Origin of the sequence: Collinsella sp. LCP19S3_H3 (assembly GCF_052119145.1) — a bacterium.
Taxonomy (GTDB): domain Bacteria; phylum Actinomycetota; class Coriobacteriia; order Coriobacteriales; family Coriobacteriaceae; genus Collinsella.
In genome coordinates, this window is the sequence record NZ_JBQKFW010000004.1 from 172,303 (window position 1) to 197,785 (window position 25,483).

22 protein-coding genes are annotated in these 25,483 nt (G+C 59.2%); all 22 read right to left on the reverse strand.

The features are described from left to right. Positions 1-57 precede the first annotated feature (57 nt). Positions 58-861, reverse strand: a complete 804-nt coding sequence (gene pstB / locus ACTQZF_RS03535) for a phosphate ABC transporter ATP-binding protein PstB (protein ID WP_089571588.1) — start codon at positions 859-861, stop codon at positions 58-60. Between the two features lie 12 nt (positions 862-873). Beyond that, complete coding sequence (gene pstA, locus ACTQZF_RS03540) at positions 874-1,779, reverse strand: phosphate ABC transporter permease PstA (RefSeq protein ID WP_427727613.1); 906 nt, start codon at positions 1,777-1,779, stop codon at positions 874-876. Between the two features lie 3 nt (positions 1,780-1,782). Continuing rightward, positions 1,783-2,709: a phosphate ABC transporter permease subunit PstC gene (gene pstC / locus ACTQZF_RS03545; RefSeq protein ID WP_441554566.1), complete on the reverse strand. Its 927-nt coding sequence runs from the start codon at positions 2,707-2,709 to the stop codon at positions 1,783-1,785. Position 2,710: 1 nt separating this feature from the next. After that, positions 2,711-3,547, reverse strand: coding sequence for a phosphate ABC transporter substrate-binding protein (locus tag ACTQZF_RS03550; RefSeq protein ID WP_427727615.1), 837 nt, complete (start codon positions 3,545-3,547; stop codon positions 2,711-2,713). Then, the gene (locus tag ACTQZF_RS03555; protein WP_441554567.1) at positions 3,544-4,344 is read right to left on the reverse strand and encodes a polyphenol oxidase family protein; all 801 of its coding nucleotides are present in this window, start codon (positions 4,342-4,344) and stop codon (positions 3,544-3,546) included. The genes ACTQZF_RS03550 and ACTQZF_RS03555 overlap by 4 nt, the downstream gene beginning before the upstream one ends. A 210-nt stretch (positions 4,345-4,554) precedes the next feature. Then, entirely contained in the window at positions 4,555-5,706 is a 1,152-nt protein-coding gene (gene ftsZ / locus ACTQZF_RS03560; RefSeq protein WP_427719199.1) for a cell division protein FtsZ, read from the reverse strand. 200 nt (positions 5,707-5,906) lie between these two features. Beyond that, positions 5,907-6,941 carry a cell division protein FtsQ/DivIB gene (locus ACTQZF_RS03565; RefSeq protein WP_441016687.1) on the reverse strand — a complete coding sequence of 345 codons (1,035 nt, stop codon included), beginning with the start codon at positions 6,939-6,941 and terminating at the stop codon, positions 5,907-5,909. A 187-nt stretch (positions 6,942-7,128) separates the two neighbouring features. Next, a complete protein-coding gene (murB, locus tag ACTQZF_RS03570; protein ID WP_154515248.1) occupies positions 7,129-8,040 on the reverse strand; it encodes a UDP-N-acetylmuramate dehydrogenase in 912 nt (303 codons plus the stop codon). 5 nt (positions 8,041-8,045) lie between these two features. Continuing rightward, positions 8,046-9,464 carry a UDP-N-acetylmuramate--L-alanine ligase gene (murC, locus tag ACTQZF_RS03575; RefSeq protein ID WP_154515246.1) on the reverse strand — a complete coding sequence of 473 codons (1,419 nt, stop codon included), beginning with the start codon at positions 9,462-9,464 and terminating at the stop codon, positions 8,046-8,048. Between the two features lie 96 nt (positions 9,465-9,560). Continuing rightward, positions 9,561-10,676 carry an undecaprenyldiphospho-muramoylpentapeptide beta-N-acetylglucosaminyltransferase gene (murG, locus tag ACTQZF_RS03580; protein ID WP_441554568.1) on the reverse strand — a complete coding sequence of 372 codons (1,116 nt, stop codon included), beginning with the start codon at positions 10,674-10,676 and terminating at the stop codon, positions 9,561-9,563. Beyond that, positions 10,666-12,159: a putative lipid II flippase FtsW gene (gene ftsW, locus ACTQZF_RS03585; protein WP_441554569.1), complete on the reverse strand. Its 1,494-nt coding sequence runs from the start codon at positions 12,157-12,159 to the stop codon at positions 10,666-10,668. Before ftsW ends, murG begins: the two co-directional genes overlap by 11 nt. Positions 12,160-12,195: 36 nt before the next feature. Continuing rightward, positions 12,196-13,602, reverse strand: a complete 1,407-nt coding sequence (murD, locus tag ACTQZF_RS03590; protein ID WP_441554570.1) for a UDP-N-acetylmuramoyl-L-alanine--D-glutamate ligase — start codon at positions 13,600-13,602, stop codon at positions 12,196-12,198. Positions 13,603-13,611: 9 nt separating this feature from the next. After that, a complete protein-coding gene (gene mraY, locus ACTQZF_RS03595) occupies positions 13,612-14,631 on the reverse strand; it encodes a phospho-N-acetylmuramoyl-pentapeptide-transferase (RefSeq protein WP_441554571.1) in 1,020 nt (339 codons plus the stop codon). 3 nt (positions 14,632-14,634) lie between these two features. Then, positions 14,635-16,059, reverse strand: coding sequence for a UDP-N-acetylmuramoyl-tripeptide--D-alanyl-D-alanine ligase (locus tag ACTQZF_RS03600; RefSeq protein WP_427719184.1), 1,425 nt, complete (start codon positions 16,057-16,059; stop codon positions 14,635-14,637). Between the two features lie 124 nt (positions 16,060-16,183). Further along, positions 16,184-17,806, reverse strand: coding sequence for a peptidoglycan D,D-transpeptidase FtsI family protein (locus tag ACTQZF_RS03605; protein ID WP_441554572.1), 1,623 nt, complete (start codon positions 17,804-17,806; stop codon positions 16,184-16,186). Between the two features lie 260 nt (positions 17,807-18,066). Beyond that, positions 18,067-18,537, reverse strand: a complete 471-nt coding sequence (locus ACTQZF_RS03610; RefSeq protein WP_441554573.1) for a hypothetical protein — start codon at positions 18,535-18,537, stop codon at positions 18,067-18,069. Between the two features lie 90 nt (positions 18,538-18,627). Next, positions 18,628-19,593: a 16S rRNA (cytosine(1402)-N(4))-methyltransferase RsmH gene (rsmH, locus tag ACTQZF_RS03615; RefSeq protein ID WP_441554574.1), complete on the reverse strand. Its 966-nt coding sequence runs from the start codon at positions 19,591-19,593 to the stop codon at positions 18,628-18,630. Between the two features lie 20 nt (positions 19,594-19,613). After that, a complete protein-coding gene (locus ACTQZF_RS03620) occupies positions 19,614-20,048 on the reverse strand; it encodes a division/cell wall cluster transcriptional repressor MraZ (protein WP_035137949.1) in 435 nt (144 codons plus the stop codon). A gap of 463 nt (positions 20,049-20,511) precedes the next feature. Then, a complete protein-coding gene (gene xerD / locus ACTQZF_RS03625) occupies positions 20,512-21,414 on the reverse strand; it encodes a site-specific tyrosine recombinase XerD (RefSeq protein ID WP_441033218.1) in 903 nt (300 codons plus the stop codon). A 41-nt stretch (positions 21,415-21,455) separates the two neighbouring features. Next, positions 21,456-23,117: a CTP synthase gene (locus ACTQZF_RS03630; RefSeq protein WP_154515231.1), complete on the reverse strand. Its 1,662-nt coding sequence runs from the start codon at positions 23,115-23,117 to the stop codon at positions 21,456-21,458. A 180-nt stretch (positions 23,118-23,297) separates the two neighbouring features. Then, complete coding sequence (locus tag ACTQZF_RS03635; protein ID WP_441048612.1) at positions 23,298-23,681, reverse strand: hypothetical protein; 384 nt, start codon at positions 23,679-23,681, stop codon at positions 23,298-23,300. Positions 23,682-23,874: 193 nt separating this feature from the next. After that, positions 23,875-25,356 (reverse strand): DUF1846 domain-containing protein, encoded by a 1,482-nt coding sequence (locus ACTQZF_RS03640; RefSeq protein WP_154515227.1) that lies wholly within the window; start codon positions 25,354-25,356, stop codon positions 23,875-23,877. Between the last annotated feature and the right edge of the window lie 127 nt (positions 25,357-25,483).

Below are 25,483 nucleotides of genomic sequence, written 5' to 3' on the forward strand. Positions count from 1 at the left end.
CCGCACAGTGAATACGCACCGGACCAGGTCCGATCGGCTTGGGACTAGTCGCACCGATCAGCCAAAGCGGCCGGTGATATAGTCTTCCGTCCGCGAATCCACCGGGCTGGTGAAGATCGCGTCGGTTTGACCATACTCGATGAGCGTGGCGGGCTCGCCGGCAACCTCCTGCAAGAAGAAGGCGGTGTAGTCGCTAATGCGAGCTGCCTGCTGCATTGAATGTGTGACGATGATGATCGTCATCTCGGGCGCCAGCTCGGCCATCAGATCCTCGACCTTGGAGACGGACGTGGGGTCGATGGCGGAGCAGGGCTCGTCCATCAGAAGGACATCGGGCTGCACCGCGAGCACACGCGCGATGCACAGACGCTGCTGCTGACCACCCGAGAGCGCCAAACCATCCTTGTTGAGCTGATTGGATACCTCTTTCCAGAGGTTGGCGCGCTTGAGCGATTCTTCCACGATGTCATCGAGGTCGCTTTTGCTAGTCACGCCCTGCAGACGAGGGCCAAAAGCAACATTCTCGTAGATGGATTTAGGGAACGGGTTGGGCTGCTGAAAAATCATGCCCACGCGGCGGCGAAGGTCGACCGGGTCGACGCCCTCGGCATAGATATCGTTGCCGTCGAGCGTCATGGTGCCCTCGACGCGCGTGCCCTCGATAAGGTCGTTCATACGGTTGATACAGCGCAAAAACGTCGATTTGCCGCAGCCCGAAGGGCCGATAAACGAGGTAATGGCGTTTTTGGCGATGTTGAGGTCGAGCCCCGTCAGCGCATGAAAGTCACCGTACCAAAAGTTGAAATCCTTGGCCGTGATGGCCGCTTGCTCCAGCGTGGGAGCGGACTGATAGACGGACATGGGACTCCTTAACTAGCGGCGCTTGCGCGACAGATAACGCGCAAACAGGTTGAAGGCCAGAATAATCGCCATCAGCAAAAGCGCGGTGCCGTAGGCTGCGTTCATGTTGATGCCGTCATTGGCAAGCAGATAAAGGTGAACGGTCATGGGGCGACCGGAATCGAGCGGCGAAATAGGCAGGTTGATGGCCTGGCCCATGGTGTAGAGCACCACAGCGGTCTCGCCGATGGCGCGGCCGATGGCAAGTACGATGCCGGTGGCGATGCGGCCAAAAGCCGAAGGAAGCACGATCTTGGAGACGACCTGCCACTTGGTGGCACCCAGGCCATATGCGCCCCAACGGATATAGCGCGGAACGGCGCGGATTGCCTCCTCGGTGGTACGCATGACAATGGGCAGCATCAGAAGTGCGAGCGCCAGGGCGGCCGAAACCATCGAAAGACCCAGGCCCATGGCCTCGACAAACAAGGCGTAGCCAAAAAGGCCCATAACAATGGAGGGCACCGAGGCCAGGGCATCGGCAGCATAGCGAATGATGTCGACAACTTTGCCCTGCTTGGCATATTCAGCCAGATAGACCGCAGCCAAGACGGCAACTGGCGTGCAGATGAGCATGGCGAGCGCCGTCACGTAGACGGTCGAGACGATAGTGGGCCAAATGCCGCCCTCGGCGTTTACGCCCTGCGGCCAGCCAAAGATAAAGTCGAGCGAGATGTGCGGCAGACCGTTGATAACTACGTAGGCGATGATGGCGACCAGCACCAGCGTGGTGATATAGGCCGCGGCGCGAAACACGCCGAGCATAATCTTGTTGGACAGATCCTTGTTGATGCGTCCCTTCTTACCATGGGAAAGGGCACGCTTGATGCGTTCGCGCGACGAGGTCGTATCGACCGTCGTGTCAACGGAATCGGACATAGCCTACCCCCTCTTCTTCTTGGAAATCAGACGGACGATGCCCACCAATGCGGCGGAAATGATAAACAGGACCACGCCCATGCCAAACAGAGCCGAGCGGTGCAGGCCCGAGGAATAGCTCATGTCGAGCGCGATCTGGCTCGTGAGCGTCGAGATGGGGCTCGAGATGCTGTCCGGGATGACCGGAGCGTTGCCAACGACCATGAGCACGGCCATGGTCTCACCGATGGCACGACCCATGCCCAAGACAATCGCATCGACGATGCCCAACTTGGCTGCAGGCAGCACGACCTTGTAGATGGTCTGCCACTTGGTGGCACCCATGGCATAGGATGCCTCGCGAATGCCCATGGGAATGGAATTGAGGGCATCGATGGTGAGCGTGGTGATGGTGGGAACGATCATGATGGCGAGCACGAACCACGCTGTCAGCGCACCAAAGCCAAGACCGCCGGTCAGCTGCGCGATAAACGGACGGATGATGACCATGCCAAAGAAACCGTAGATGATGGAGGGGATACCCGCCAGCAGGTCGACGGCGGGGCTGATGAGACTGCGCACGCGCTTGCCGGCGATCTCGACCAGATACACGGCCGTGCCCACACCCAGGGGCACACCCATGGCGAGCGCACCGACCGTCACCAGACCAGAGCCCGCCAGCAGCGACATGATGCCGTAGTGGCCCTCGGAGGGCGCCCACGTAAAGCTAAAGAAGTCCGCCAGACCGATGTCGGTAAAGACGGGCAACGCCGAGTACGTGGTAAAGACAAAAATCAGGATGACGGTAACGACCGCCAAGAACGCGCAAGCAAAGAAAATCCACTGCAGCGCCTTCTCTTTGAGATAGGTGCTGCGCGACACCAACGCCAACTCACGCTTTTTGGGCGCCTGAGCCTCTCGCTCAATCTGGGGGGGTTCCTGTGCTTCCATGCTACTCACTCCCCTTTCCGTCGTTGGTGACGGGAATAAAGCCCGCCTCGCGAATCTGCTTGTCCATCTTCTCCGACGTCACATAGTCAATGTAGTCCTGTGCACGCTGCGAAGGCGTACCCTTCACAAAGAAGTAAAGGTCGCGCGAGATGGGGTAGCCGCCACTTGCGACCGTCTTCTCGGATGCCTCGACATGGTTGACCGAAACAGCCTTAACCGAAGTCTTAGCGTTGAGGCTCTCGACAAAACCCAGCGAGATGTAGCCAATGGCACCACGCGAACGGGACACGACATCGCGCACCTGGCCCGTGCCCGAAAGAACGGCAGAGCGACGATCGAACGGCGTGCCGTCCATCACGATGGTACGGAAGGCCTCGCGCGTACCGGATGCCTCATCGCGGTTAATAACCTGAATCTTCAGGTCCTCTCCGCCGACTTCCTTCCAGTTGGTAATCTTACCGGCGTATATGTCGCGAAGCTGCTCGGTCGAGAGGTTGTCGACCGGATTATCGTCGTTCACGATGACTGCGATGCCGTCGTGCGCGATCACAATCGGGGTCAGGCCCAGATCCTGCTCGTCGGCATTGAGGCCACGAGACGAGCTGGCGATGTCAGCCGTGCCGTTGCTGACGGCCTCGATACCGGCAGAAGAGCCAAGGCCAGAGACGAGCACGTCGGTGCCGGTCTCCTCCTTAAAGCCCTCGGCCGCAATCTCGGCAATGGGAAGGCAGGTGGTCGAGCCGGCCACGGTGATAGAAGACGTGGAAGATCCCGAGGAGCAGGCACACAGCGTAAGCGTGAGCACTGCCGCGCTTAGGACCGATGCGATCTTTCTCATAGCATCACGCCGATCGCAGCATGGCGCCCACAGGTGCCGCCCTCGTTGCGGTAGGAATAAAAGCGGTCGTTCTGACGAACGGTGGAGAGCTTGGCGTCCACAATGCCGTTCGCTTCGACGCCGGCGTCCATCAGCGCCTCGCGAATGGCGGCGGAAAGATCGAGCATACGAGAAGCGGCAGCATCGATGCACGCGAACTCGGAGGCAAAGCGGTCCATAAGTTCTTGGGACACCTCGTACTCGTCACCCAGGATATGGGGCCCAATATAGGCAGAGATGTCGTCTGGCTTGCAGCCAGCCGCCTCGCAGAGCGCTTGGCACGCCTTGGCGGAAATGCGCGCAATCGTGCCCTTCCAGCCAGAATGCACCACGGCAAAGCCGCCGGGAGCCACCAGCACAACGGGAACACAATCGGCAAAGCAAAGCATCACGGGCACCTCATGCGCCGTGCAGACGAGGGCATCGCAGCCCTCGGCAATCTGCTCGCGAATGTTCTCGAGATCATCGGCGCCGTTCGAGGTCACCGTCACGACATTGTCACCGTGTACCTGATTGGGGACAAGCAGGTTGTGCTCGCACTCGGCGGCACCCATGGCCTCGAGTACGCGGCGACGATTTTCTTGAACGGCAAAGGGGTCATCGCCAACATGCGAGCCCAGATTGAGTGAGGAGTACGCATCTTCGGAAACACCGCCAGTGCGTTCGGTGAAGGCAAAGCGGACATCGTGCGTCGCGCCCTCTACCAACGTAACTCCATCATGGTCGACACGCGAAACGTTGTCCGCACGTGCTGCCATACTAAAGCCTCCTAATAACACAAGTATCGCGGCCAAGCCGCAGCAGTCCGTGCCATACGGCTGCCATACTTCTACAAAAGGATACCCGCAGCGGTAGGGACCAAACGTAAGGGGAACGTAAAGAGATTGGAGGCTTTCGTTTACAAACGAGAAACAAAACGGGGTGCATCCAAATGGATACACCCCGTGCAGGTCGTTGAGAAAAACGAACTAGAAGCTACCACGCTTAAGGAAGTCGGGAAGCTCAAACTGGTCGTTACCAAAATTGGGAAGTTCCGTACCGCCGACGTTGCGGGTCGGGGCAGACTGAGCAGAGCTTGCAGCGGGAGCGGTACGCTGAGGCTCGACAACGGAAGCCTTGCTCTGGGACTGCTGGGCAGCGAAGAGCTCGTCCTGACGGTTGACATTAGAGTCGGAGAAGCCCGTAGCGATAACGGTGATGCGCACCTGATCGCCCAGGGACTCGTCGACAACGGTACCGAAGATGATGTTGGCCTCGGGATCGACGGCGTTGGCGACAACGTCGGCAGCGTCGCTGATCTCTTGGATGCCCAGATCCTTGGAGCCGGCGATGGAGAGCAGGACGCGCGTAGCACCATCGATAGAGCTCTCGAGCAGCGGGCTGGAAATAGCCTGCTGGGCGGCGTCGACGGCACGGGTGTCCCCAGAAGAAGTACCGATACCCATCATGGCGGTGCCGGCCTGCTTCATGATGGTCTTAACATCAGCGAAGTCCAGGTTGATGATGCCCGGGACGGTGATGAGGTCGGTGATGCCCTGGGTGCCCTGGGAAAGGACGCCATCGGCAATAGCGAAGGCCTCGAGCATGGTGGTCTTCTTCTCGGCGATGTCGAGCAGCTTGTCGTTAGGGATAACGATCATGGTGTCGACGCAATCGGAAAGGGTCTTAATGCCCTCTTCGGCGCTCTTCTTACGCTTGCGGCCCTCGAAGGTGAAGGGCTTGGTCACGACGGCGACGGTCAGCGCACCGACCTCGTTCATCGCGATATCGGCAACGATGGGAGCGGCGCCGGTGCCGGTGCCACCGCCCTCACCGCAGGTGATGAACACCATGTCGGCGCCAGCGAGCGCCTCGGCGATGTCATCGCGGGACTCATCGGCAGCCTTGCGACCAACCTCGGGGTTGGCGCCAGCGCCCAGGCCGCGGGTAAGGTCGGTACCGATGTGGACCTTGATATCGGCATCAGAGATCGCGAGCGCCTGAGCATCGGTGTTGATGGCAACAAACTCGACGCCACGAATGCCCTCTTCGATCATTCGATTGACCGCGTTGGTACCGCCGCCGCCGACGCCGACCACCTTAATGACGGCAAGGTAGTTGTTGATCTCTGTCTCGTGCATGTCGGTCCTCCGAACAAAGGTTATAGCCATAGCATGGGTTGACCCCTGCGCACATTAACCTTCAGGTTGAAAGTAAATGCAAAGGTAAACCGTATTATGTTTGCACATTATGAACGTATCAGTCAAATAATTGACCGTGAAAACCAAACAAACCAGATAAACGGCGTGGTATGGCCCCTCAACAAAGCCACGCACCGACGCTAAGCGGTCGGTGCGTTTCTAAACGTATAGTTGCCGGGAGACCGAACGTTAATGTAGGTTACGCCCTCTACCTGCGACAGAAGCTTGGTCACGACGCGTTCCTTCTTGGCGATATCATCAGAATCGCCCAGCGAGACCTCAACGCCATTATCAAGATTCGCCGAGATGGCCTCGACCGAAGGTATAGAAATATCCTTGATCTGCGCCAAGAATTCGCCGGAAAAACCACGCACGTAATCCAGGCCCGCTTTAACGGCCTTGGAAGAAACAGCCCGCCCCGAGACCGGCTCGACATCAGCCGAGACATCGGTAAGCAGCACGGCCCCGTAGTGCTTGGCCAGCGCCAACGCAGCATCGATACCGCTCAATGTGTTGGCGCCCTCACCCGAAGTGACGACATTTCCCTGGTCGTCCACCTCCACAGAGGTCGAAAGCGGTGCGATCCAGGTGTCATCGTCGCCGATGGCCCAGGCAAGATCGTCGGAACTTATATAAGCGATCGCGGTGACCTTGCGCTCCGTCGGCGTAATGACGAGCGTGTGGGGAAACTGCCGTTGAACGTCCACGCCCGAAACCCACGGGTTCTGCTTGAGATCTTCGGTAATCTGGTCGGGATTTACGTTGAAGAGCGATGTGTTCTCGGGCAGACTGATCAGCTGCATGGCATCGTGCTTGGTCACATGCTCGCTGCCCTCGATCTGAATATCGGTAGCGGCAAACAGGCCGGAATTGATAACGACGATGGCAACGACGGCAAGCACGGCCACAGCCGCCAAGATACCGCCCACGATTTTGCCCTTGCCCTTAACGGCAGAGGCGGCCTCGGACGTCTTACTCGCCATGGCGCCAAGCGACGACAGCGGATTGATACCCTTATTGGTCGCAGGTGCCTTAGTGGCGGGCACCGACGTCAACGAGCGCGGCTTGGCAGCGCCCAACGTACGACCGGGATGCGTCGCTTTAGCCCCCAGCGAGGGCTTGGGCGTCACTATGGGGCGAGAGGGCTTGGCACCCATCGCCGACTTAGACGTCACCGAGGGGCGCGGAGCCGGGTGAACCGTCTTTTTTGCGGCAGGGCGTCCACCAAGTTGCGAGCCGACGACCGGACGTTTGGCGGACCGTACGGATCCAGCGGGCTTGGGGGACACAGGGGGTTTGCGTTGAGGCTGGATGGGTGCGCCGGAACGCCCTCCGGCGCGGCGGAAGGTAGGTTTCGATGCTCTAGAAGCCGAGGAATTTGACTTCCGGTCTGAGCTCGATGCCATACGCCTCCCTCACCTTTCCGTGCACATGCCTGATAACCGCGGCCACGTCGTCGGCCGAGGCGGTACCGTTATTAACGATAAAATTAGCGTGTACGGGCGAAACTTCCGCACCGCCAACCGAAAAACCCTTTAATCCACAATCCTCAATCAGCTTGCCAACGCTCGCGTCGGGTGGATTGCGAAAGACCGACCCGCAAGAAGCGCGACCCATGGGCTGCGTGCGTTTGCGCCTCGTCAGGTACCGCTCCATACGCTCGCGAATGTCGGCCTTAGGCGCAGGCTTGAGCTTAAGCACGCACTCGAGAATAATCTCGTTACGCGGCAGGCTGCACTCACGGTAGCCCCAGGCAATCTCGGACCCCGCATAATGCTTAATGCCGGATGCCGGGTCAAACGTGACCACATCCTCGACAAGCGAACCTATCCACTCGGTACGCGTACCGGCGTTCATAGATACGGCGCCGCCGACCGAGCCGGGGATGCCAACCGCAAACTCAAGGCCCGAAAGCCCGCGCGACAGGGCATCGTTGACCAAACGTGCGAACATAACGCCCGCGCCAACGGTCAGCGTGCAACCGTCCTCGGCAACAACGGTGCGCTGAAACTCACGCCCCAGCGAAATGACAGCGCCGCGATAGCCCGCATCGGCAACGAGCAGATTAGATCCCTTGCCGATAATGACCCACGGCACCTGCTCACGGTCGAGCACTGCCACGGCACGACGAAGGGCATGATAGCTATGGCACGTCACGAAGAGGTCGGCCTTGCCGCCGATACGATAACTCGTATGACGCGCAAGGCGTTCATCCTCGACTACATCCGTGTCGATCATGCCCGAAAGCGCCATGACGGCGTTAAACAGACCCATAGGGGCTAAGCGTCTTTCTTGGCAGTCAGATACTCGATGAACTCAGGGCCAACGGTCGTAACGTCGCCGGCGCCCATAGTAAGCAGCAGATCGCCCTCACCTACCATCTTCTCGAGCTCACGATTGAGCTCGAGACGGCTGGAGCAGTACACGACCTCCTTGCCAGGGTGCTTGGCGCGCACAGTGTCAGCGAGCATCTTGGAGGTAACGCCCGGAATCGGCATCTCGCCGGCAGAGAACACATCGATGAGCAGCAGCTTATCGGCATTGGCGAAGGCATCGGCAAAATCATCGCACAGCGCCTGCAAACGCGAATAGCGGTGCGGCTGGAACACGACGTCAACATGCTTATAGCCCAGCGACGAGGCGGCGGCAAGCGTCGCCTTGATCTCGGTGGGGTGATGGCCGTAGTCATCGACCACGGTGATGCCGTCAATATCGCCCACATGGGTAAAGCGGCGGCGGACGCCCTCAAAGCTCGAAAGCGCCTCGGCTGCGGCATCGACGTCGAGACCCAGGACATGGGCAACGGTTAGCACTGCCGTGGCGTTGAGCATGTTGTGGCGACCGGGGTTGCTCTTGATCTCGACAGCATGCTCGGTCCCATCCTCAAAGCGAACGATAAAGTCGCTCTGAATGCCCTTGACATCCGGATGCACGCAGACGACGTCGTTGGTTTCGGCAAAGCCATAGGAAAGCACGTGGCGACCCGTCGACTTGGCGAGTTCGACCAGATGCGGGTCCTCACCGCAAACGATGACGGTACCGCTCTCTCCAACCAGGCCCATAAACTTGGCAAAGGTGGCCTCGATCTCCTCGATGCCCGAGTAGTGGTCGAGATGGTCGGCCTCGACGTTGGTCACGATGACCACGTTGGGGTTCAGGAACAGGAACGAGCTGTCGGACTCATCGGCCTCGGCGACAAAGTAGTCACCCGAGCCGTTCTTTCCGTTGGTATCGTAACCCTCGACGATACCGCCGATCAAAAAGCTGGGATCCAGACCCATGCGGTCGAGCATGGTGGCACACATCGAGGACGTCGTGGTCTTGCCGTGTGTGCCGGCAACAGCGATGGTGGTGTAGCCGTGGCCCAGAGCCGAGAGCATCTTGGCGCGGGGCCACACAGGAATACCGAGCTCGCGAGCACGCACAAGCTCGGGGTTGGACTCGGGAATAGCGGTAGAGACCACGACCACGTCGGGCTTGACCTCATCGATCGTGGCGGCCTCGTGGCCCACATGAACCTTCACGCCAGCACGGGTAAGCTGACGAATGTAGCGCGAGGTCTTAAGGTCGGAACCGGTAACGGCATAGCCACGCTCGTGCAAAACGAGAGCGATACCGCTCATGCCGGCGCCACCGATACCGATAAAGTGGGCGCTCTTGAACTCGGGCGCGGAGGTTGCAGTCTGGGAATCAGCCATGTGCTCGTGTACTCCTTGCGTAAACACTGCCTGTAACCCGTTAACTGTACCGCACCTACCGCATCCGCGCGAGCGCAAGCTCGATATCCCGTCTAACTAACGCAAACCCTCTACCGCATCGGCCAAAAGTGCGGCGGCGCGGTCCTGAGCCAACCCGCGCGCCGCCTGACGCATGGCATCGCGCGCTGCGGCGTCATCGACCAGATGCAGCAGCTCCTCGGCAAACGCCGGAGCATCGATATCGGCATCGGCACAAAGCACGCCGGCACCGGCATCGACCAGATAACGCGCATTGGTCGTCTGGTGGTCGGCCGTGGCATGCGGATACGGCACGAGCACCGAAGGCACGGCGAGGGCGGCAATCTCGGCCACGCTCGAGGCGCCGGAGCGCGAGAGCACCAGGTCAGCTGCAGCTAGCATGTCGCCCATGTTGTCAATGTAGGGCTGGACGCGATAGCGCTTCGTCTCATCGGACGTCAGCGCCAAAGCACGCTCGGTGTCCTCAAAGCCGTCGGCTCCCGTCGAATGCAAAATGTAGAGATTCTCGCGGGTCAGCAGCTCACTCTTGAGCGAGGCTACGCGCTCGTTGAGATGCTGGGCACCGAGCGAACCACCAAAGACGAGCAGAAGCACAGCGCCCTCGGGCATGCCAAGTGCCTCGCGGCCGCGGGCGCGATCGCCCTCAATGACCGAGCGGCGCACCGGATTACCGGTCATGAGCACATGCTCGGGGTCGCCCTCGCGCTCAAAGACAGAGCGCGCAGCCGGCACCGAGATACACACGCGGGCGGCATGGGAGCTCATCATCTTATTGGCCAGGCCCGGAACAGAGTTCTGCTCGTGCAGCAGATACGGAACGCCCGCATCCTTGCACCAGCCCAGCAGCGGGACCTCGACGTAGGCACCAAAACCGATGGCAGCATCGGGCTTGCCAACCTTTGAGAAATGGCTGGCGAGCGAGCGCTTGGCCTTATTGACGCGCCACAGCGAGCTCAACGCGGTCCAAGGACGGGAACGGTCGAAGCCCGTGACCGTGATAGGTACAAAATCGAACCCGGCCTCGGGAACCAAACGACCCTCGAGCTTGTGCGACTGGCCCACGAACACAACATGATGTCCGCGGTCGCGCAACTCCTCAGCCAAGGCAAGCGCGGGGTTGATATGTCCCGCCGTGCCGCCGGCTGCGATAGCAACGGTCATCCTATCGGTCATGATAATCCCTTCGTACGCGCGGTCCCTGATCGTCGGTGCGCAGACGCGCCGACGGGTCCGAATTCAAATTGATTCGATTATATCCGCCGCCCGAGCTTCGGGGGTTCGGGCGTTGGGGACGCCCCTGCGGAGCCGTTCGCGGGCGCGGACGAGCCGACGGCTCGGACGCAGAGCCATCCAAGACGGTAAAACCGTTGCGCGAAGGGCGATCGCCGCGCACATGGGGCACGCCGGCGGTGCTCTCGTCCATAACGGCAAAGCTCTCGCGGCGACGGTCGTACTCATCACGACGGGCGCTCTCGTGCGAGACGCGCAAGATCAGCCCCGCAAGCATAAGCGATACGATAATCGACGAACCGCCGTAGCTGATAAACGGCAGCGGCTTACCCGTCATGGGAAACACGTTGAGAATGCCCAGCGCATTGATCAAAAACTGTACCGCGATAATGACTGCGGAACCCGATGCCATGAGCGCTCCGCGACGGTCCGCAGCCTGTTCGGCAATGCGAAACGCTGAGTAAATCAGCATCGCAAAGACCAGGAAGAGCAGCGCGGTCCCGACAAAACCGACCTCCTCGCCGATAATGGCCAGAATATAGTCGTTGTGTGCCTCGGGCAGATACGAATACTTCATGGTGGAGTTACCGATGCCGCGGCCGAACAAGCCGCCCGAAGCAAACGCCATGATGGCAAGCGTTGCCTGATAGCCATCGCCATACTCGTCGGCCCAAGGGTTCAGGGCAACCTGAACACGCACCATACGGTACGGCTCTGCAACAAGCGCAAACACACTCATGACAACGACGAGAATGATCACGCCGATGATAAACTTGGGATCTAGGCCCGCAAATAACGCCATACACATGAGGGTCAGCGAGATGATCAAGACGGTGCCATAATCGGGCTGGATAAAGATCAAAAAGAGCGAAATGCCCAAGTAGACGACCATCTTACGAAGGAACTCGTTGATGTTGCCACCGGGCGAAAAGAAACGGTCGAGTATGATGGCCGAATACGCGATGGCAAACGGCTTTAAAAACTCAGACGGCTGGAACTGAATACCGGCGATGTTGAGCCAGCGCGTGGCGCCACGGCTGCCACTGCCGACAAGAAATACCGCAAACAGCAAGAGAATCATGCCGATAAGGAAGATCCTAAGTACATCTTCCCCAAACCAGCTGTCCGGCAAGACGCGAACGATCGCAACCATGGCAAGCACGCCAACCCCGGCAAAGGTAGCCTGTCGAACCAGGAAAAACGTCGCCGAGCCGTTCTCGTGCAATGCCTCGACCGATGACGCCGAGTACACCATCAGCAGACCAAAGCACACTAAAGTAAACAGGCACGCCATGAATATCAAACGAGGGCGCATGATGCGGGCGGGGACGCCGGCAATATAGCGTTCGCTGAGCGTCTGCCCGCCGCGACCGGAACGCGGCGTACTGCGCTGCGAGGAAGCGCGGTCCGAGTCGGGCCTCCTCATACCTTGTCGGGGGCTCTCCTCTCTCACCGGCGGCCCCTATTCCATTTGCGATTTCGCTGCGGCGGCAAGCTGGGCCACGTAGTCCTTAAACACGCGGCCGCGCTCCTCGTAGCCCGAGAACTCATCGAACGAAGAACAGGCGGGAGAAAGCAGGATCACGTCGCCTCGGCTCGACAGCGAACGGGCAACGTCGACGGCGTCGCGCAGGTCGTCAGCCTGAGCGATATCAACGTCACCATCGACATCGGCCTCGTCCATAGCGGCGGTAAAGCGCTCGCGCGCATCGCCAAAACAGACGACCGATCGCACGTTGTCCATGACAACGCGGGCGAAGGACTCGAGTGGCGTGCCCTTATCGTGACCACCGAGCAGCAAGATCACGTCGTCGTCGGGAAACGCCGTCAGGGCCTTTTCGACCGCATCGGTGTTCGTTGCCTTGGAATCGTTGACGTAGCGCACGCCATCGATCTCGCCACAGGGCTCAACGCGGTGCTCCAGCGGCTGGAATGAGGCCAGGCCGCGACACACACCGTCGACATCGGCACCGACGGCCAGGGCAGCCGTGGCAGCGCACAGGGCATTGATGACATTGTGATGTCCGGAGATTTTGAGCTCGGACGTGGCGATGAGCGGGGTCTCGACGCCCTTCAAGCGAATGACCATCTTGCCATCGCGCACAAATGCGGCGTCCTCGCCCGCAGGCTCGTCAAAGGCGACCTTGCAGATGCGACGACCCGGCGTGTAGACATACTCATCGAATTCATGGATACCGGCATCCTCGACGTCGATAACCACAAGGTCATCATCGACCATATTCTCGAAGAGCTTAATCTTGGCGAGCGCATAGTTCTTATGGCTCTTGTGCCAGCCCAGATGGTCGGGGGTAATGTTGAGCAGCACCGCCACGCGGGGGTGAAGCTCCTGGATCGTTGCGATCTGATAGCTCGAAAGCTCAGCTACAAACCACTCGTTATGCGCGCGGTCGTCGATTTCGTTCACCGGAGGCTCACCGATATTACCGACAGCAACGCTCGCCTCGCCCGCTGCCTTAAGCAGGTAGTCGGTCAGCGACGTGGTGGTCGTCTTGCCATTGGTGCCCGTAATGGCGATCCAATTTTGGGGAGACAGGCGGTAGGCAAACTCGGGCTCACCCATGATCTGGACAGCGTGATCGCGGCCAGCCTTAAAGAATGACGAGAACTCCGAGATGCCCGGACACGTCACGCATACATCAAACGCGCCCTCGACCTGCTCGGTTCCGTAGACAAACGATACCCCGCGCGCCTCGAGCGAGCGCGTGGCATCATTGGGCTCGGACGTGCCGCCACCGTACACGGTAACGGTACTCACGCGCTCGGGGTGCGCAAGCGCCCAGCGAGCGACATCAAGACCGGACTTACCCTGGCCCAAGACGAGCAGGCTAAAGGAATCTGCAAGAGGCATGAAAAACCACTATCCCAACTGGAAAAACAGGGCAAGGCCCAGAGCGCCAAAAGCGGCAGCGACAATCCAAAAACGGATGACGACCTTAGTCTCGGCCCATCCCTTCTTCTCGAAATGATGATGAATGGGCGCCATAAGGAAGACGCGCTTATGCGTAAAGTGGAAGTAGACGACCTGAATCATGACCGACAGGGTCTCGACGATAAACAGGCCGCCGATGATGAGCGAGACGACCTCGGTGTTGGTCATAATGGACGTGCAGGCAAAGGCCGCACCCAAGGCAAGAGAGCCGGTATCACCCATAAAGATGCTCGCCGGATAGCAGTTGAACCAAAGGAAGCCCAGGCAAGCACCAGCACATGCGGTACAGAAGATAGACAGGTTTACGTCACCGTGCAAAAACGCCATGGCAGCCATGGCAAGCATGGCAATCATGGAGGTGCCACCGGCAAGGCCGTCCAGGCCATCGGTCAGGTTCACGGCATTAGAAAGACCGGCGATCATCAGCCAGCAAAAGACGATGTAGAGCCACGGAAAGGTAAGGCCACCAACGGTGGTCGAGAAGATACCGAGGTCAATCGTCAGACCGCCAGGAAAACGAATCTCGGGGGCAACGCCGCACCAGCTGACGGCAAGCACGGTAAACGTGACGCAGATGATGGTGAGACCGATCATCTTGGCGTGGGGCGTCAGGCCGAGCGAACGACCGTGCGTGACAGAGGTCAAATCGTCGATAAGGCCCAGAACGCCGGTTGCAAGCGTGGCAAGCAGCACGAGCACAAGCTCGGTGGTGAGCTTGCCCATCAAAAGACACGTCAGCGAAACGGCTACGAGAATGACAACGCCGCCCATGGTGGGCGTGCCCTGCTTAATCAGGTGGCGTTTGGGTCCATCGGCGCGGACCTGCTGGCCGATACCCTCGACCTTAAGAAGCTTGATCCACCACGGCATGAGCAGCAGCGCAATGGCGGCGGCGATGCCAAGTCCCAAAAAGGCCTGGTATGTAGGATACGCGGGGTTCCCGAACATGGGCTAGCACACACCTTCCACAAAGCGGTCGAGCTCGACAAAGCGAGAGCCCTTGACCAGCACAACGTCATGTTTCTCAAGTGCGCCGGCCATACGGTCGAGCACCTGCTGATAATCGGAGAACACCTGGATGCGGTCCTCATCCATGCCCATCATGCGCGCGGCTTCGGCCATACGAGCGGCCAGCTCACCGCCCACGCACGCCAGCATATCGAGCTTCTTAGCCGCGGCATAGGCGCCCACCAGTTCATGCATGCGGGGGGCCTCGTCGCCCATTTCGCCCATCTCGCCCAGAATCGCCATTCGAGAGCCAGAACACGAAAGCGAGCACAGCAGGTCAAGGCCAGCAGCCATGGATTCGGCGCTGGCGTTATACGAGTCGTCGATAATGCGGGCACCGCTCTTGGCGTGTTTGATCTCCTGACGATGACCGGTAATCGCGATACCCCTAAAGGCAGCGTCGATCTGCTCGGGGGTCACACCCAAACGATAGGCAACTGCGGCGGCCTTAACGGCATTGGGAACGGACTGGACGCCGGGAATGGCGAGCATGGTGTCAACGGACTCACCCATGCCAAAGTCAAGCGTAAAGACCGGGCGGCCCTCGTCATCAATGTGAATGCCGCGGGCGCAAACCTCATCAACATCCGAAACACCCGCCAGCATCACGTCGATACCCGCGGGCTCGGCAAACGTCTCACGAATGAACGGGGTGAAGTCGTCTTCGCCGCCCAAAACCAGCAACGGGAGAAGGTCGTCGGCGGCACACATGCCCCCAACAATCTCGGACTTAGCGCGGGCGATATTCTCGCGACTTCCCAGGATTCCAATATGAGAGGTGCCGATCTTGGTCACGATGGCAAGGTTGGGATTGGCGGACCGAGAAAGGCGCTCGATCTCGTGAAAATGGTTCATACCCATCTCGAGAACCAGCACCTCGGTGTCGGCAGGAGCGGCCAAAACCGTGAGCGGCATACCGATCAGATTGTTGAAATTACCCTTGGTGGCCCAAACGCGATAGCGCTTGGCAAGCACTGCCGCAAGGACATCCTTGGTCGTCGTCTTACCGATAGAGCCGGTAATGCCAACCACGAGGCAGCCAAGCTGCGTGCGATAGGCATGTGCCAGGCGCAGCAAAAATTCCTCGGGATCATCGGTGTGTAGGATGGCGCAGCCCTTACGCTGAGCCAGCGATACAAGCTCGGCGTTGGGCTCGCGCGTCATCACAACAGCGCCGGCGCCCGATTCGATGGCGCGGGAAGCAAAATCGTTGCCGTCGACTTTTTCACCCGGAAAGGCAACAAAAATCGTGCCTTCCTCAACCTGGCGCGAGTCGATAACGCACCCACGGCATACCCGATCGGCTTCTCCCGTCACGGTCCGGGCCCCTGTTGCGGCCGCGAGGTTGTTGACGGCGATCTCTATCATTGCAGCTCCCCTGTAAACCTAATAATGCTATCGGCGTATTGTATCCCAGCGCCGCGCATGCGTGGTGCAGGGCATGTGAACACCCTCCAGATTAATCGGCAGCCCTTTTCAGGATTGTAACCCCCTACTTGGTGCGTGGGATACCCAACACATCGAGCGCGTTAGCCATAATGACCTGGAACGGCACGGCGGCGGCATCCGAACCGCTCGGCGTTCCGTCGAGCGTGATATAGCACAAAACCCTGGGTGCTTGCGCCGGGGCAAACCCCATAAAGGACGACATATAGCTCGCTTTGAGGTAGCCGCCCTTTTCATCGGCGCGCTCGGCCGTACCGGTCTTACCCGCCACGTCGTAACCGTCGACGGCGCCCCCGACACCCGTGCCCTCGGAAACGACCGTCTGCATGCACGATGTCACCTGGGCGGCGGCATCCTCAGAAATCGCCTGCTCGCCCTCACCCCAGTCCTTCTCCTCGCCTTTGCTGGATTTATAAAAGTGCGGCGTCATCATCACGCCGTCGTTGGCAATGCCACCCACGGCGCGCGCAATCTCGATCGGCGAGACAGACAGCGCTTGGCCAAAACTCATCGAGCCCAACGTGGCACCGTCATACTGGTCACGCTCCTTGACAATGCCAAGGCTCTCGCCGGGAAAATCGATGCCCGAACTGTGTCCAACGCCCCATTTGTCCACGTACGCGGCAAAATCGTCCGCGCCGATCTTATGCCCGACCAATACAAAGCCAACATTGGATGAGCGGCGCATCATCTCGCGCACATCCATGGTCATGGCGTAGTCACGCTTATCGGCATCGGTGACGGTATCGTCGCCGACCTTAATGCTCGCCGGCACCTCAAACGACGTACTCGAGCGCACGACGCCCAAGTCGAAACCCGCACCTGCAACGAGCGTCTTAAAGACCGAACCGGGTTCATACGCATCGGTGACCAAGCGCAAGTTCATATCCTCGGTCTTGGCGTTCTCCAAATTGGTCGGGTCGTAGGTCGGATACGAACAGGCGGCCAGAATCTCGCCGGTAGTAGGGTCTGTCACCAAAGCCGAACCGTTCTTGGCTTTGGTCTTCTCAACCGCCTCCGCCAGAGCGTCCTCTGCTGCACGCTGGATATTGACATCCAGCGTCGTCACGATGTCAACGCCATCGATGGCGGCAACCTTTTTATAGGCGCCACCCGCAATATAGCTATCGTCCCTCGCGCGCTCTCGTACCAGCGTACCGTTTGTTCCGGTCAGCAATTTGTCATATTGCTTTTCAAGGCCCGTTAGGCCCACGTTGTCAACGTTCACCACGCCTAGAACCTGCGAAGCCAGATTGCCGTATGGATACACGCGCTTCATCGCCTGCTCAAAGAGCACGCCGGGCAGATTTTTCTTCTTCAATGCCGCGGCATCGTCCTCGTCCACCTGGCGCTTGATATACACCCAGGTGCCATCGGACTGAACCAGCTTGCGGCAAGTCTTCTTATCGATTCCAGTCGCCTTAACCAAGGCCGACACCGTTTTATCGACATCCTCGATCAGCTGTGGGTTCACGGCGACATTGCTGCACTCGACCGACGACGTCAGCACGTTGCCGTTTCGGTCGTAGATCGTGCCGCGTTTGGCGTAAAGCGTCTCCGCAAGCAGGCGTCGAGCATCGGCGCGCCCGCGCAGCTCATCGGCATTTACGATCTGGTAGTCGGCAAGGCGGATGGCGCCCGCAGCCAGGCCCAAACCGATACAACCCATGACGACATTACGGCGAGGCAATGGCGTCCCCGTAAGCCATTCGGTCGAAGATCGTCTATTCGATCTGCTATTGCGTACTTGAGGGTCATCCGAGCCGCGAAGGCGCGACGTTGGATCGTTGCCACGATTCGACCCCAAGTTGTAAGATGACCGACCCGATCCTTGATAACCAGAACGTCCCCGCGAAGAGGGACGTCCCTGCCCGCGACTCCCGTCTGGACCGCGGTGATAATCATTTGTCATACTCAGCTACCGTCTTATTACTGGACAGCCGCAACCGAGCTAGCGCCCGTGGCTGCATCCTGCGAAAAATCAAGTGTAACGCTCTCGCTGGGCTCCACCATGCCATAAGCGCCCGCAAGATCGCGAATGCGCGTATCGGCACCATAAACAGAGTGCATGACCTCAAGGTCAGAGCTCTCATCGGTCGCCTTCTCGAGCGTGTTGGTAAGCTCGGCGTTGCTGTTGAGCACCTGGGCCGTAACGCTTGCAAGCGCCACGCGGGCGACGCCAATCGTCATGAAGATAGCCGCAATGATGCAAAACGTTTTAAGAACGCTCATGAAAACCGGGCTTACCGCCTGGTTTGCCTGACGGCCCGCGCCCGTGTAGACATCAAAGCGCGGTGTGCGCTGCTCACGGGGAGCAGCGGGCGCCTGCGGTGCCTCGCGGTAGGCGGGCATGGCGTTCATATCATAGGCGAGTGCTGCGTTTGAGGTGTTGTAGCCCATGATATGCCGCCTCCCATCCCGAGTACGTTGGTAGTGTGTTTAAGCTTCGTTTATGGTGCGAGCGGGAGGTCCAATATCGCGCGCGTAACGCTACAAGCGCTCCGCCACGCGGATTTTGGCTGATCTCGCCCGAGGGTTGCGCGCAACCTCATCGGGTTGGGCAACCAAGGGTTTGCGGGTGATGACCTTGAGTATCGGCACGTTGCCGCACACGCACACCGGAATCTCCGGCGGACACGTGCACCCCTGGCTCATCTCCTTAAAGTGGTTCTTTACGATACGGTCCTCGAGCGAGTGATACGAGATGACGCAGATGCGTCCGCCCGGGTTGAGCCACCTGGTGGCGGCGTCAAGTCCTCTCTCGAGCACATCGAGTTCACGATTGACCTCGATGCGAATGGCCTGGAAACTTTTCTTGGCCGGGTGTCCGCCATGCCGACGAGCGGCAGCCGGAATGCCAGCCTTGATGATCTCGACAAACTCACCGGTGGTTTCAATCGGTTCGGACTCGCGTCGACGCACGATCTCGCGTGCGATCTGCGAGGCGAACTTCTCTTCGCCATAGACGCGTAGAATCCGGGCGAGGTCGTGTTCGTTATAGGTGTTGATGACCTCAGCTGCGTTTAGGGTGTTGTTACCCGGATCCATCCGCATGTCCAATGGGGCATCTTCGTTATACGAAAAGCCCCTGCCAGGGATATCGAGTTGCGGTGACGAAACGCCCAAGTCGAACAGGAAGCCATCGACCCCGGGCACCTCGGCCGAGCAAAGCAGCTCGTCCAAGTCGCCAAAGTTGCCCTTCAGCAGCTGATGCGGGACGCCGGGGACCTCGCGGTCCAGACGGGCACCAGCGGCCTCGAGGGCCATGTCGTCCTGATCGACGCCAAGCAAAAGACCCGTCTCCCCCACCTGCGCGGCCATCTTTACCGAATGACCGGCACCGCCAAGGGTGCAATCGCAGACGACAGATCCGCTCTTTAGCTGCAGCGACTCAAGCACTTCGCCGAGCATGACAGGTTCATGCCGATATTCTTGTGTCAAGATCCCACGCTCCATCCGTTACTCATGCCTTGCCCTTACGAGAAGAAGAGGTCCAGCAGAGCCTCATCGTCATCGTCCTCATCGGCCGTAGCACGGTCCCAAACCTCGAGGTGGTCGTAGTTGCCCACAACCGTGACCTCGCGGTCGAGGTTCGCCTGCTTGCGGAGAGACTCAGAAAGACCGATACGACCGGCGCTGTCCACATCCATCGAGGTGGTGCGCTTGTTGATCGCCCTCATGAGTTTCTGGTCGTTGATGTCACGCGGGTTAAAACCCTCGTGGCCCTCACGACCCGCGAAGAGTCCTTCGACCCACTTATCGAAGGCCTCGGCAGAGAACACGTACAGAGCATCGACATCCAGGGCTTTGAACACGCGAACATGCTCTCCAAGCTCCTCGCGAAGGGGTGCAGGCAGGGACAGACGACCTTTTGCATCGAGATTGCGCTCGTATGCACCCGTCATTCCCATGTGCGCCCTCCCCTCGGTTACTCAGATGGCACGTACGCGGGGAACCACCCCGCCTGTCGACGTCATTAATAATATGGGGAACTGCCCCATTTTTCAACATCTTTCCCCACACCTTCCCCCACAACACCCCACCACTCCACCCTCTATATGCTGTAAAACACCCTCGTTCATATGTTCGAAAACACAATATGTTGTGTTTACTGCAAAGCCGGGATGCCATCTGTAGCAGCCCGGCTTTCAACCTCAACCTTCAAGTTGACCTTGAGGCGAATTTTGTGTCCCTTTACGCGCCGTTCACATCACCCCCCAAACTTCCCCACCAACGTCACGCGCGACCCACCGGCGCATCGGCGCAAGACAAAAGATGGGGCGGACCCCAGATTGCCGATACGCGCACAAAACCGCGTCACGACAACCTGGGGTCCGTCCCCCATTAGTTGTAAATATGCAGGTCAAAGAGTCGCTAGCGATGCGCCAACGGATGAGCCGCCAGGTAGACCTCGGTCAGCTGCGTGCGGTCGACATGCGTGTAGACCTGTGTGGTCGAAATGTCGGCATGTCCCAAAATCTCCTGTAGCACGCGCAGGTCGGCACCGCCCGCAAGCATATGGGTCGCAAAGGAGTGACGCAAGGTATGAGGATGAAGCCCCACCAGTCCCACCTGACGCCCGTATCGCTCGCATATGACGTGAACACTCTGACGCGACAGGCGACCACCGTTCTTATTTAAAAAGACTGCCGGCGTCTTTGACCCGCGGGCATGAGCGGCCAGGCGCCGACGCCCATCAGCAATATATTGAGCCATAGCCCGTGCGGCACTTCCCACGAGTGGGGCAAGCCGCTCCTTCGAGCCCTTGCCGCGCACCAGCACAAAGCCGTCGTCAAAATGAACGTCGCCCACATCGAGCCCCACCAACTCGCTCACGCGCAGGCCACATCCATAGAGCACTTCCAAAATGGCATGGTCCCGCAAACCCATCTCCCCTTCCGGGAAATCTTGGTCGAGGAGCGCCGAGACATCCCCTACCGAGAGACACTCCGGAAGGCGCTCCGCCTTTTTGGGCAGGCGCAGTGCAGCCGTCGGGTTTTGGGCGACGATTCCATCGCGAACCAAAAAGGCATGCAAACCTTTCACGGCCGCAACTGCACGCTCCACCGAGGCATCGGAGTAGCCCCCGTCGCGCCGATCACCGACAAAACCCTCTATTATCTGACGGTTCACGCCTTCAAAGGACTCAACACCGGCCCGCTCCAGGTAGGAACAGTAAGTCGTCAAGTCACGACGATATGCCGCGATCGTATTGCGCGCCAAGCCTCGCTCGACCGCAAGGTAATCAAGATACTCCCCCGTCACCGTATCGAGCAACGAGGGAGTATCTTCGGTATGTCTTTCGTTCGCTGGCACCCTTAGTCCGTCGCGAGGTTCATGGGCGTCACCTGCAGGCGATCGACACCCTCGTGCTGGCCAATCGAGGCGCGCACGAACTCGCGGAACAGAGGCTGCGGCTTGGTCGGACGGCTCTTAAACTCGGGGTGGGCCTGGGTGGCCACATACCACGGATGCACGTCACGCGGCAGCTCGACCATCTCGACCAGACGCTCGTCAGGCGAAAGACCCGAGATAACCAAACCCGCGTCCTCGAGCTGGTCGCGGAAGGCATTGTTGAACTCAAAGCGATGACGGTGGCGCTCATAGACAAGCTCCTCGCCATAGGCCTCGCGCGCAAGGGTATCGGCAGCGAGCTTGCACGGATAGGCGCCCAGGCGCATGGTGCCGCCCTTCTCGGTCACGTCCTCCTGCGAGCTCATCAGGTCAATTACGCTAAACGGACCGTCCGGATCGAACTCGGAGGAGCTAGCGCCGGCAAGGCCGACCACGTTGCGGGCAAACTCGCACACGGCGACCTGCATGCCCAGACAAATGCCCAGATACGGAATCTTATGCTCGCGAGCAAACTCGGCAGCAAGAATCTTGCCCTCCAGGGCACGCTTGCCAAAGCCGCCGGGCACCAAAATGCCCGATGCGTCGCCCAGCACCTCGGAGACGTTCTGCTCGTCGAGGCTCTCGCCGTCGACCAGCTGCACGTCCACATGACGATCATAGAAAACGCCTGCATGATGCAGGGCCTCGATGACCGACAGGTAGGCATCGGGGAGCTGGGTATACTTGCCCACAACGGCGATCTTGACCTTGTCGGCATGGTGGTTGGCATGATTCTGTTTGCGCAGGAACTCGTTCCACTCGCTCATGTCGCGCTCGCGCGGGTCCAAGCCCAGGCGCTCGCAAATGCGCAGGTCAAAGTCCTGCTCGGCGAGCAGCTGCGGCACATCGTAAATACTCGCGCAATCTTCGTTGGTAAAGACGCAGTCGGTATCGACGTCGCAGAAGCTTGCGATCTTGCCACGGATGGCATCGTCGATGTGGTGATCAGAACGCAGCACAATGATGTCGGGCTGAATGCCAAAGCTGCGAAGCTCCTTGACCGAATGCTGCGTGGGCTTGGTCTTGACCTCGTGCGCGGCGGCGATATAGGGGACGAGCGACACGTGGATGTAGCAGACGTTCTCGGGACCGGCCTCTTTACGGTACTGGCGGATGGCCTCCACGAACGGCTGCGACTCGATATCGCCAATCGTGCCGCCCAGCTCGGTGATGACCACGTCGGAACCGGTCTGCTCCTCGATGCGGCGGAACTTATCCTTAATGGCGTTGGTGACGTGCGGAATCACCTGAACGGTGCCGCCTAAAAAGTCACCGCGACGCTCGCGGGCAATCAGGCTCTTGTAGATAGCGCCGGTCGTAAAGTTGGAATCACGGGTCAGATTCTCGTCAATGAAGCGCTCATAATGGCCCAGGTCCAGGTCGGACTCGTAGCCATCCTCGGTCACGAAGACCTCACCATGCTGAAACGGGCTCATGGTGCCGGGGTCGACGTTCAGATACGGGTCGGCCTTCTGCATCGTCACCTTGTAGCCGCGCGATTTGAGCAGACGGCCCAACGAGGCCGCGGTGATGCCCTTACCCAAGGACGAAACTACGCCGCCGGTTACAAACACATGCTTGGTCATATTGAATTACCTGCGCTTCCCGTAGAAGTTTTCCATTCACATCTTACGGGTCTTCATTGTAATACTCGAAAAGCAAGCCGCTCGCTATTTTTCACCCGCATGCCCGCATTTCTCCATCTCGAAACAAAACACCGCCCAAGTAGCTTTGGGCGGTGCAGGCTCGTCGAAACTGCCGTGTTGTTACCGATCGGCAGTCTCATCCTTCAACATATCTTGAACAAGCATGCCGGCACGAACACCCTTAAGGTACCACTCGCCTCGCCCGGTCAGGCATATGCCGTTTGCAAGCTGGCCGCCATCATCGTTATAACGAGAAACGACCTCGATAAGGCCATCAGAATCCAAACGGTCGATTGCAGCGCGGGCACGATACGGCGAAACCCCTACGCACTCGGAGAGTGTCTTGCGCGAGAAACCGTACGGCGCACCGTTTCCCTTAGATTGCCGAGCGATCTCCATCAGCACCAGCACCTCGACACGCTTCATATCGTTGACACTCGCACGACCCTTGCCCGCCATGGCAGCCTCCTCAAACCGAGCACGAGCATCAAAAGCACCGCGCATGACCGGCGCATCCCTCGATGGCCGGTAACATCCATCATGGGTAGCCCCGCAAAGGATGTATCCACTGAGGTAATTGTATACCGCGCAAATCGCTTTTGGGCAGGTAAACGGCCTAAATTTCGGCAAATTAAGCCCTAAAAACCCCTAAGCGCCGCATCGGGTGCGCACTCCGATGCGGCGTCTCATCTCAATCTTAGCGATGGAAGAAGCCGCGGCGCTCAAACTTGGGCTCACAGCACACGTTAATGCCCAGCTTGCGCAGCACCGTCTCGTCCGTAGGCGAGATAATCACGCTAAAGAAGGCGTCGCAGCCGCGCAGCTGCTCAAGACCCGAAAGAACACGAGTAGCCGTCTCGCTCGTGGCCGAGGTGATAGAGAGCGCCATGAGCGTCTCGTCGGTGTGGAGACGCGGGTTTTTGCTGCCAAGGAAATGCGTCTTGAGCTTGCTGATAGGCTCAATCGCCTCATCGCTGATGACCTCGAGCTCAAGATCGACGCCCGAAACATGCTTAAGCGCGTTCATGATGAGCGAGCTCGCGGCACCCAGACGCGTTGAGGTCTTTCCGGTCACCACCGAACCGTCCGGCATCACCATGGCACCCACGGGACCGCCCGTCAGTTGCTCCCTGGTGAGAGCAGCCGAGCGTGCCGGAGAATAGTTCTTGTCGATGCCGGCTTTTTTCATAATGAGTTTGAGACGGTCGACCTGCTCATCGCCCACGCCAGTACGGCGCACGCTTTCAACCGCGGCAAAATAGCGGCGCACGATCTCCATCTTGGAGGCATCTCGGCATGCATCGTCATCGGTAATGGCAAAACCGACCATATTGACGCCCATGTCCGTAGGGCTCTGATAGGGGCTCTCGCCCAAGATCTTTTCCATGAGGGCGCGAACAACCGGGAACGCCTCAACGTCTCGGTTGTAGTTGACCGTGGTCTTGTTATATGCCTCAAGGTGGAACGAGTCGATGATGTTGGCGTCATCGAGGTCTGCCGTGGCAGCCTCATAGGCAATGTTCACCGGATGCGTGAGGGGGAGATTCCAGACCGGGAAGGTCTCAAACTTGGCATAGCCGGCAGCGGTGCCATGCTTGTGCTCGTGATACAGCTGCGACAGGCAGGTGGCGAGCTTACCCGAGCCAGGGCCGGGCGCCGTCACGACAACGAGCGGACGCGTGGTCTCGACAAACTCGTTCTTGCCGTAGCCTTCATCAGAAACGATCAGGTCGACATCGTGCGGATAGCCCTCGATGGGATAGTGCAGCTTGGCGGGAATGCCGAGCGCGTTTAGACGATTGCGGAAGACGTCGGCAGCGGGCTGACCGGCATACTGCGTGATGACCACGGCGGCAACGGCAAATCCGTTCCCGCGGAACAGATCGACCAGACGCAGGACGTCCTCGTCATAGGTAATGCCCAAGTCGCCACGGGCCTTGTTCTTCTCGATATGGTTTGCATTGATTGCGATGATGACCTCGACGTCGTCGGCAATGCTCTTGAGCATGCGGAACTTGCTGTCCGGTTCAAAACCCGGCAGCACGCGGCTCGCATGATAGTCATCGAACAGCTTGCCGCCAAACTCCAAATACAGCTTGCCGCCAAACTGCGAGATGCGCTCCTTAATGTGAGCAGCCTGCAGCTCGATATACTTCGCGTTGTCGAAACCCTGGCGCATGTATGGCTCCCGTCCCGTTTCCATTTAATGTCCTAGGCGATTATAGCGGAGCAGACCCTCCCCCACCGACGAGGCCGGGGCAGCTAATTTGGGACGGGGCTTTTTTGACTACCCCCACATAAAGGGT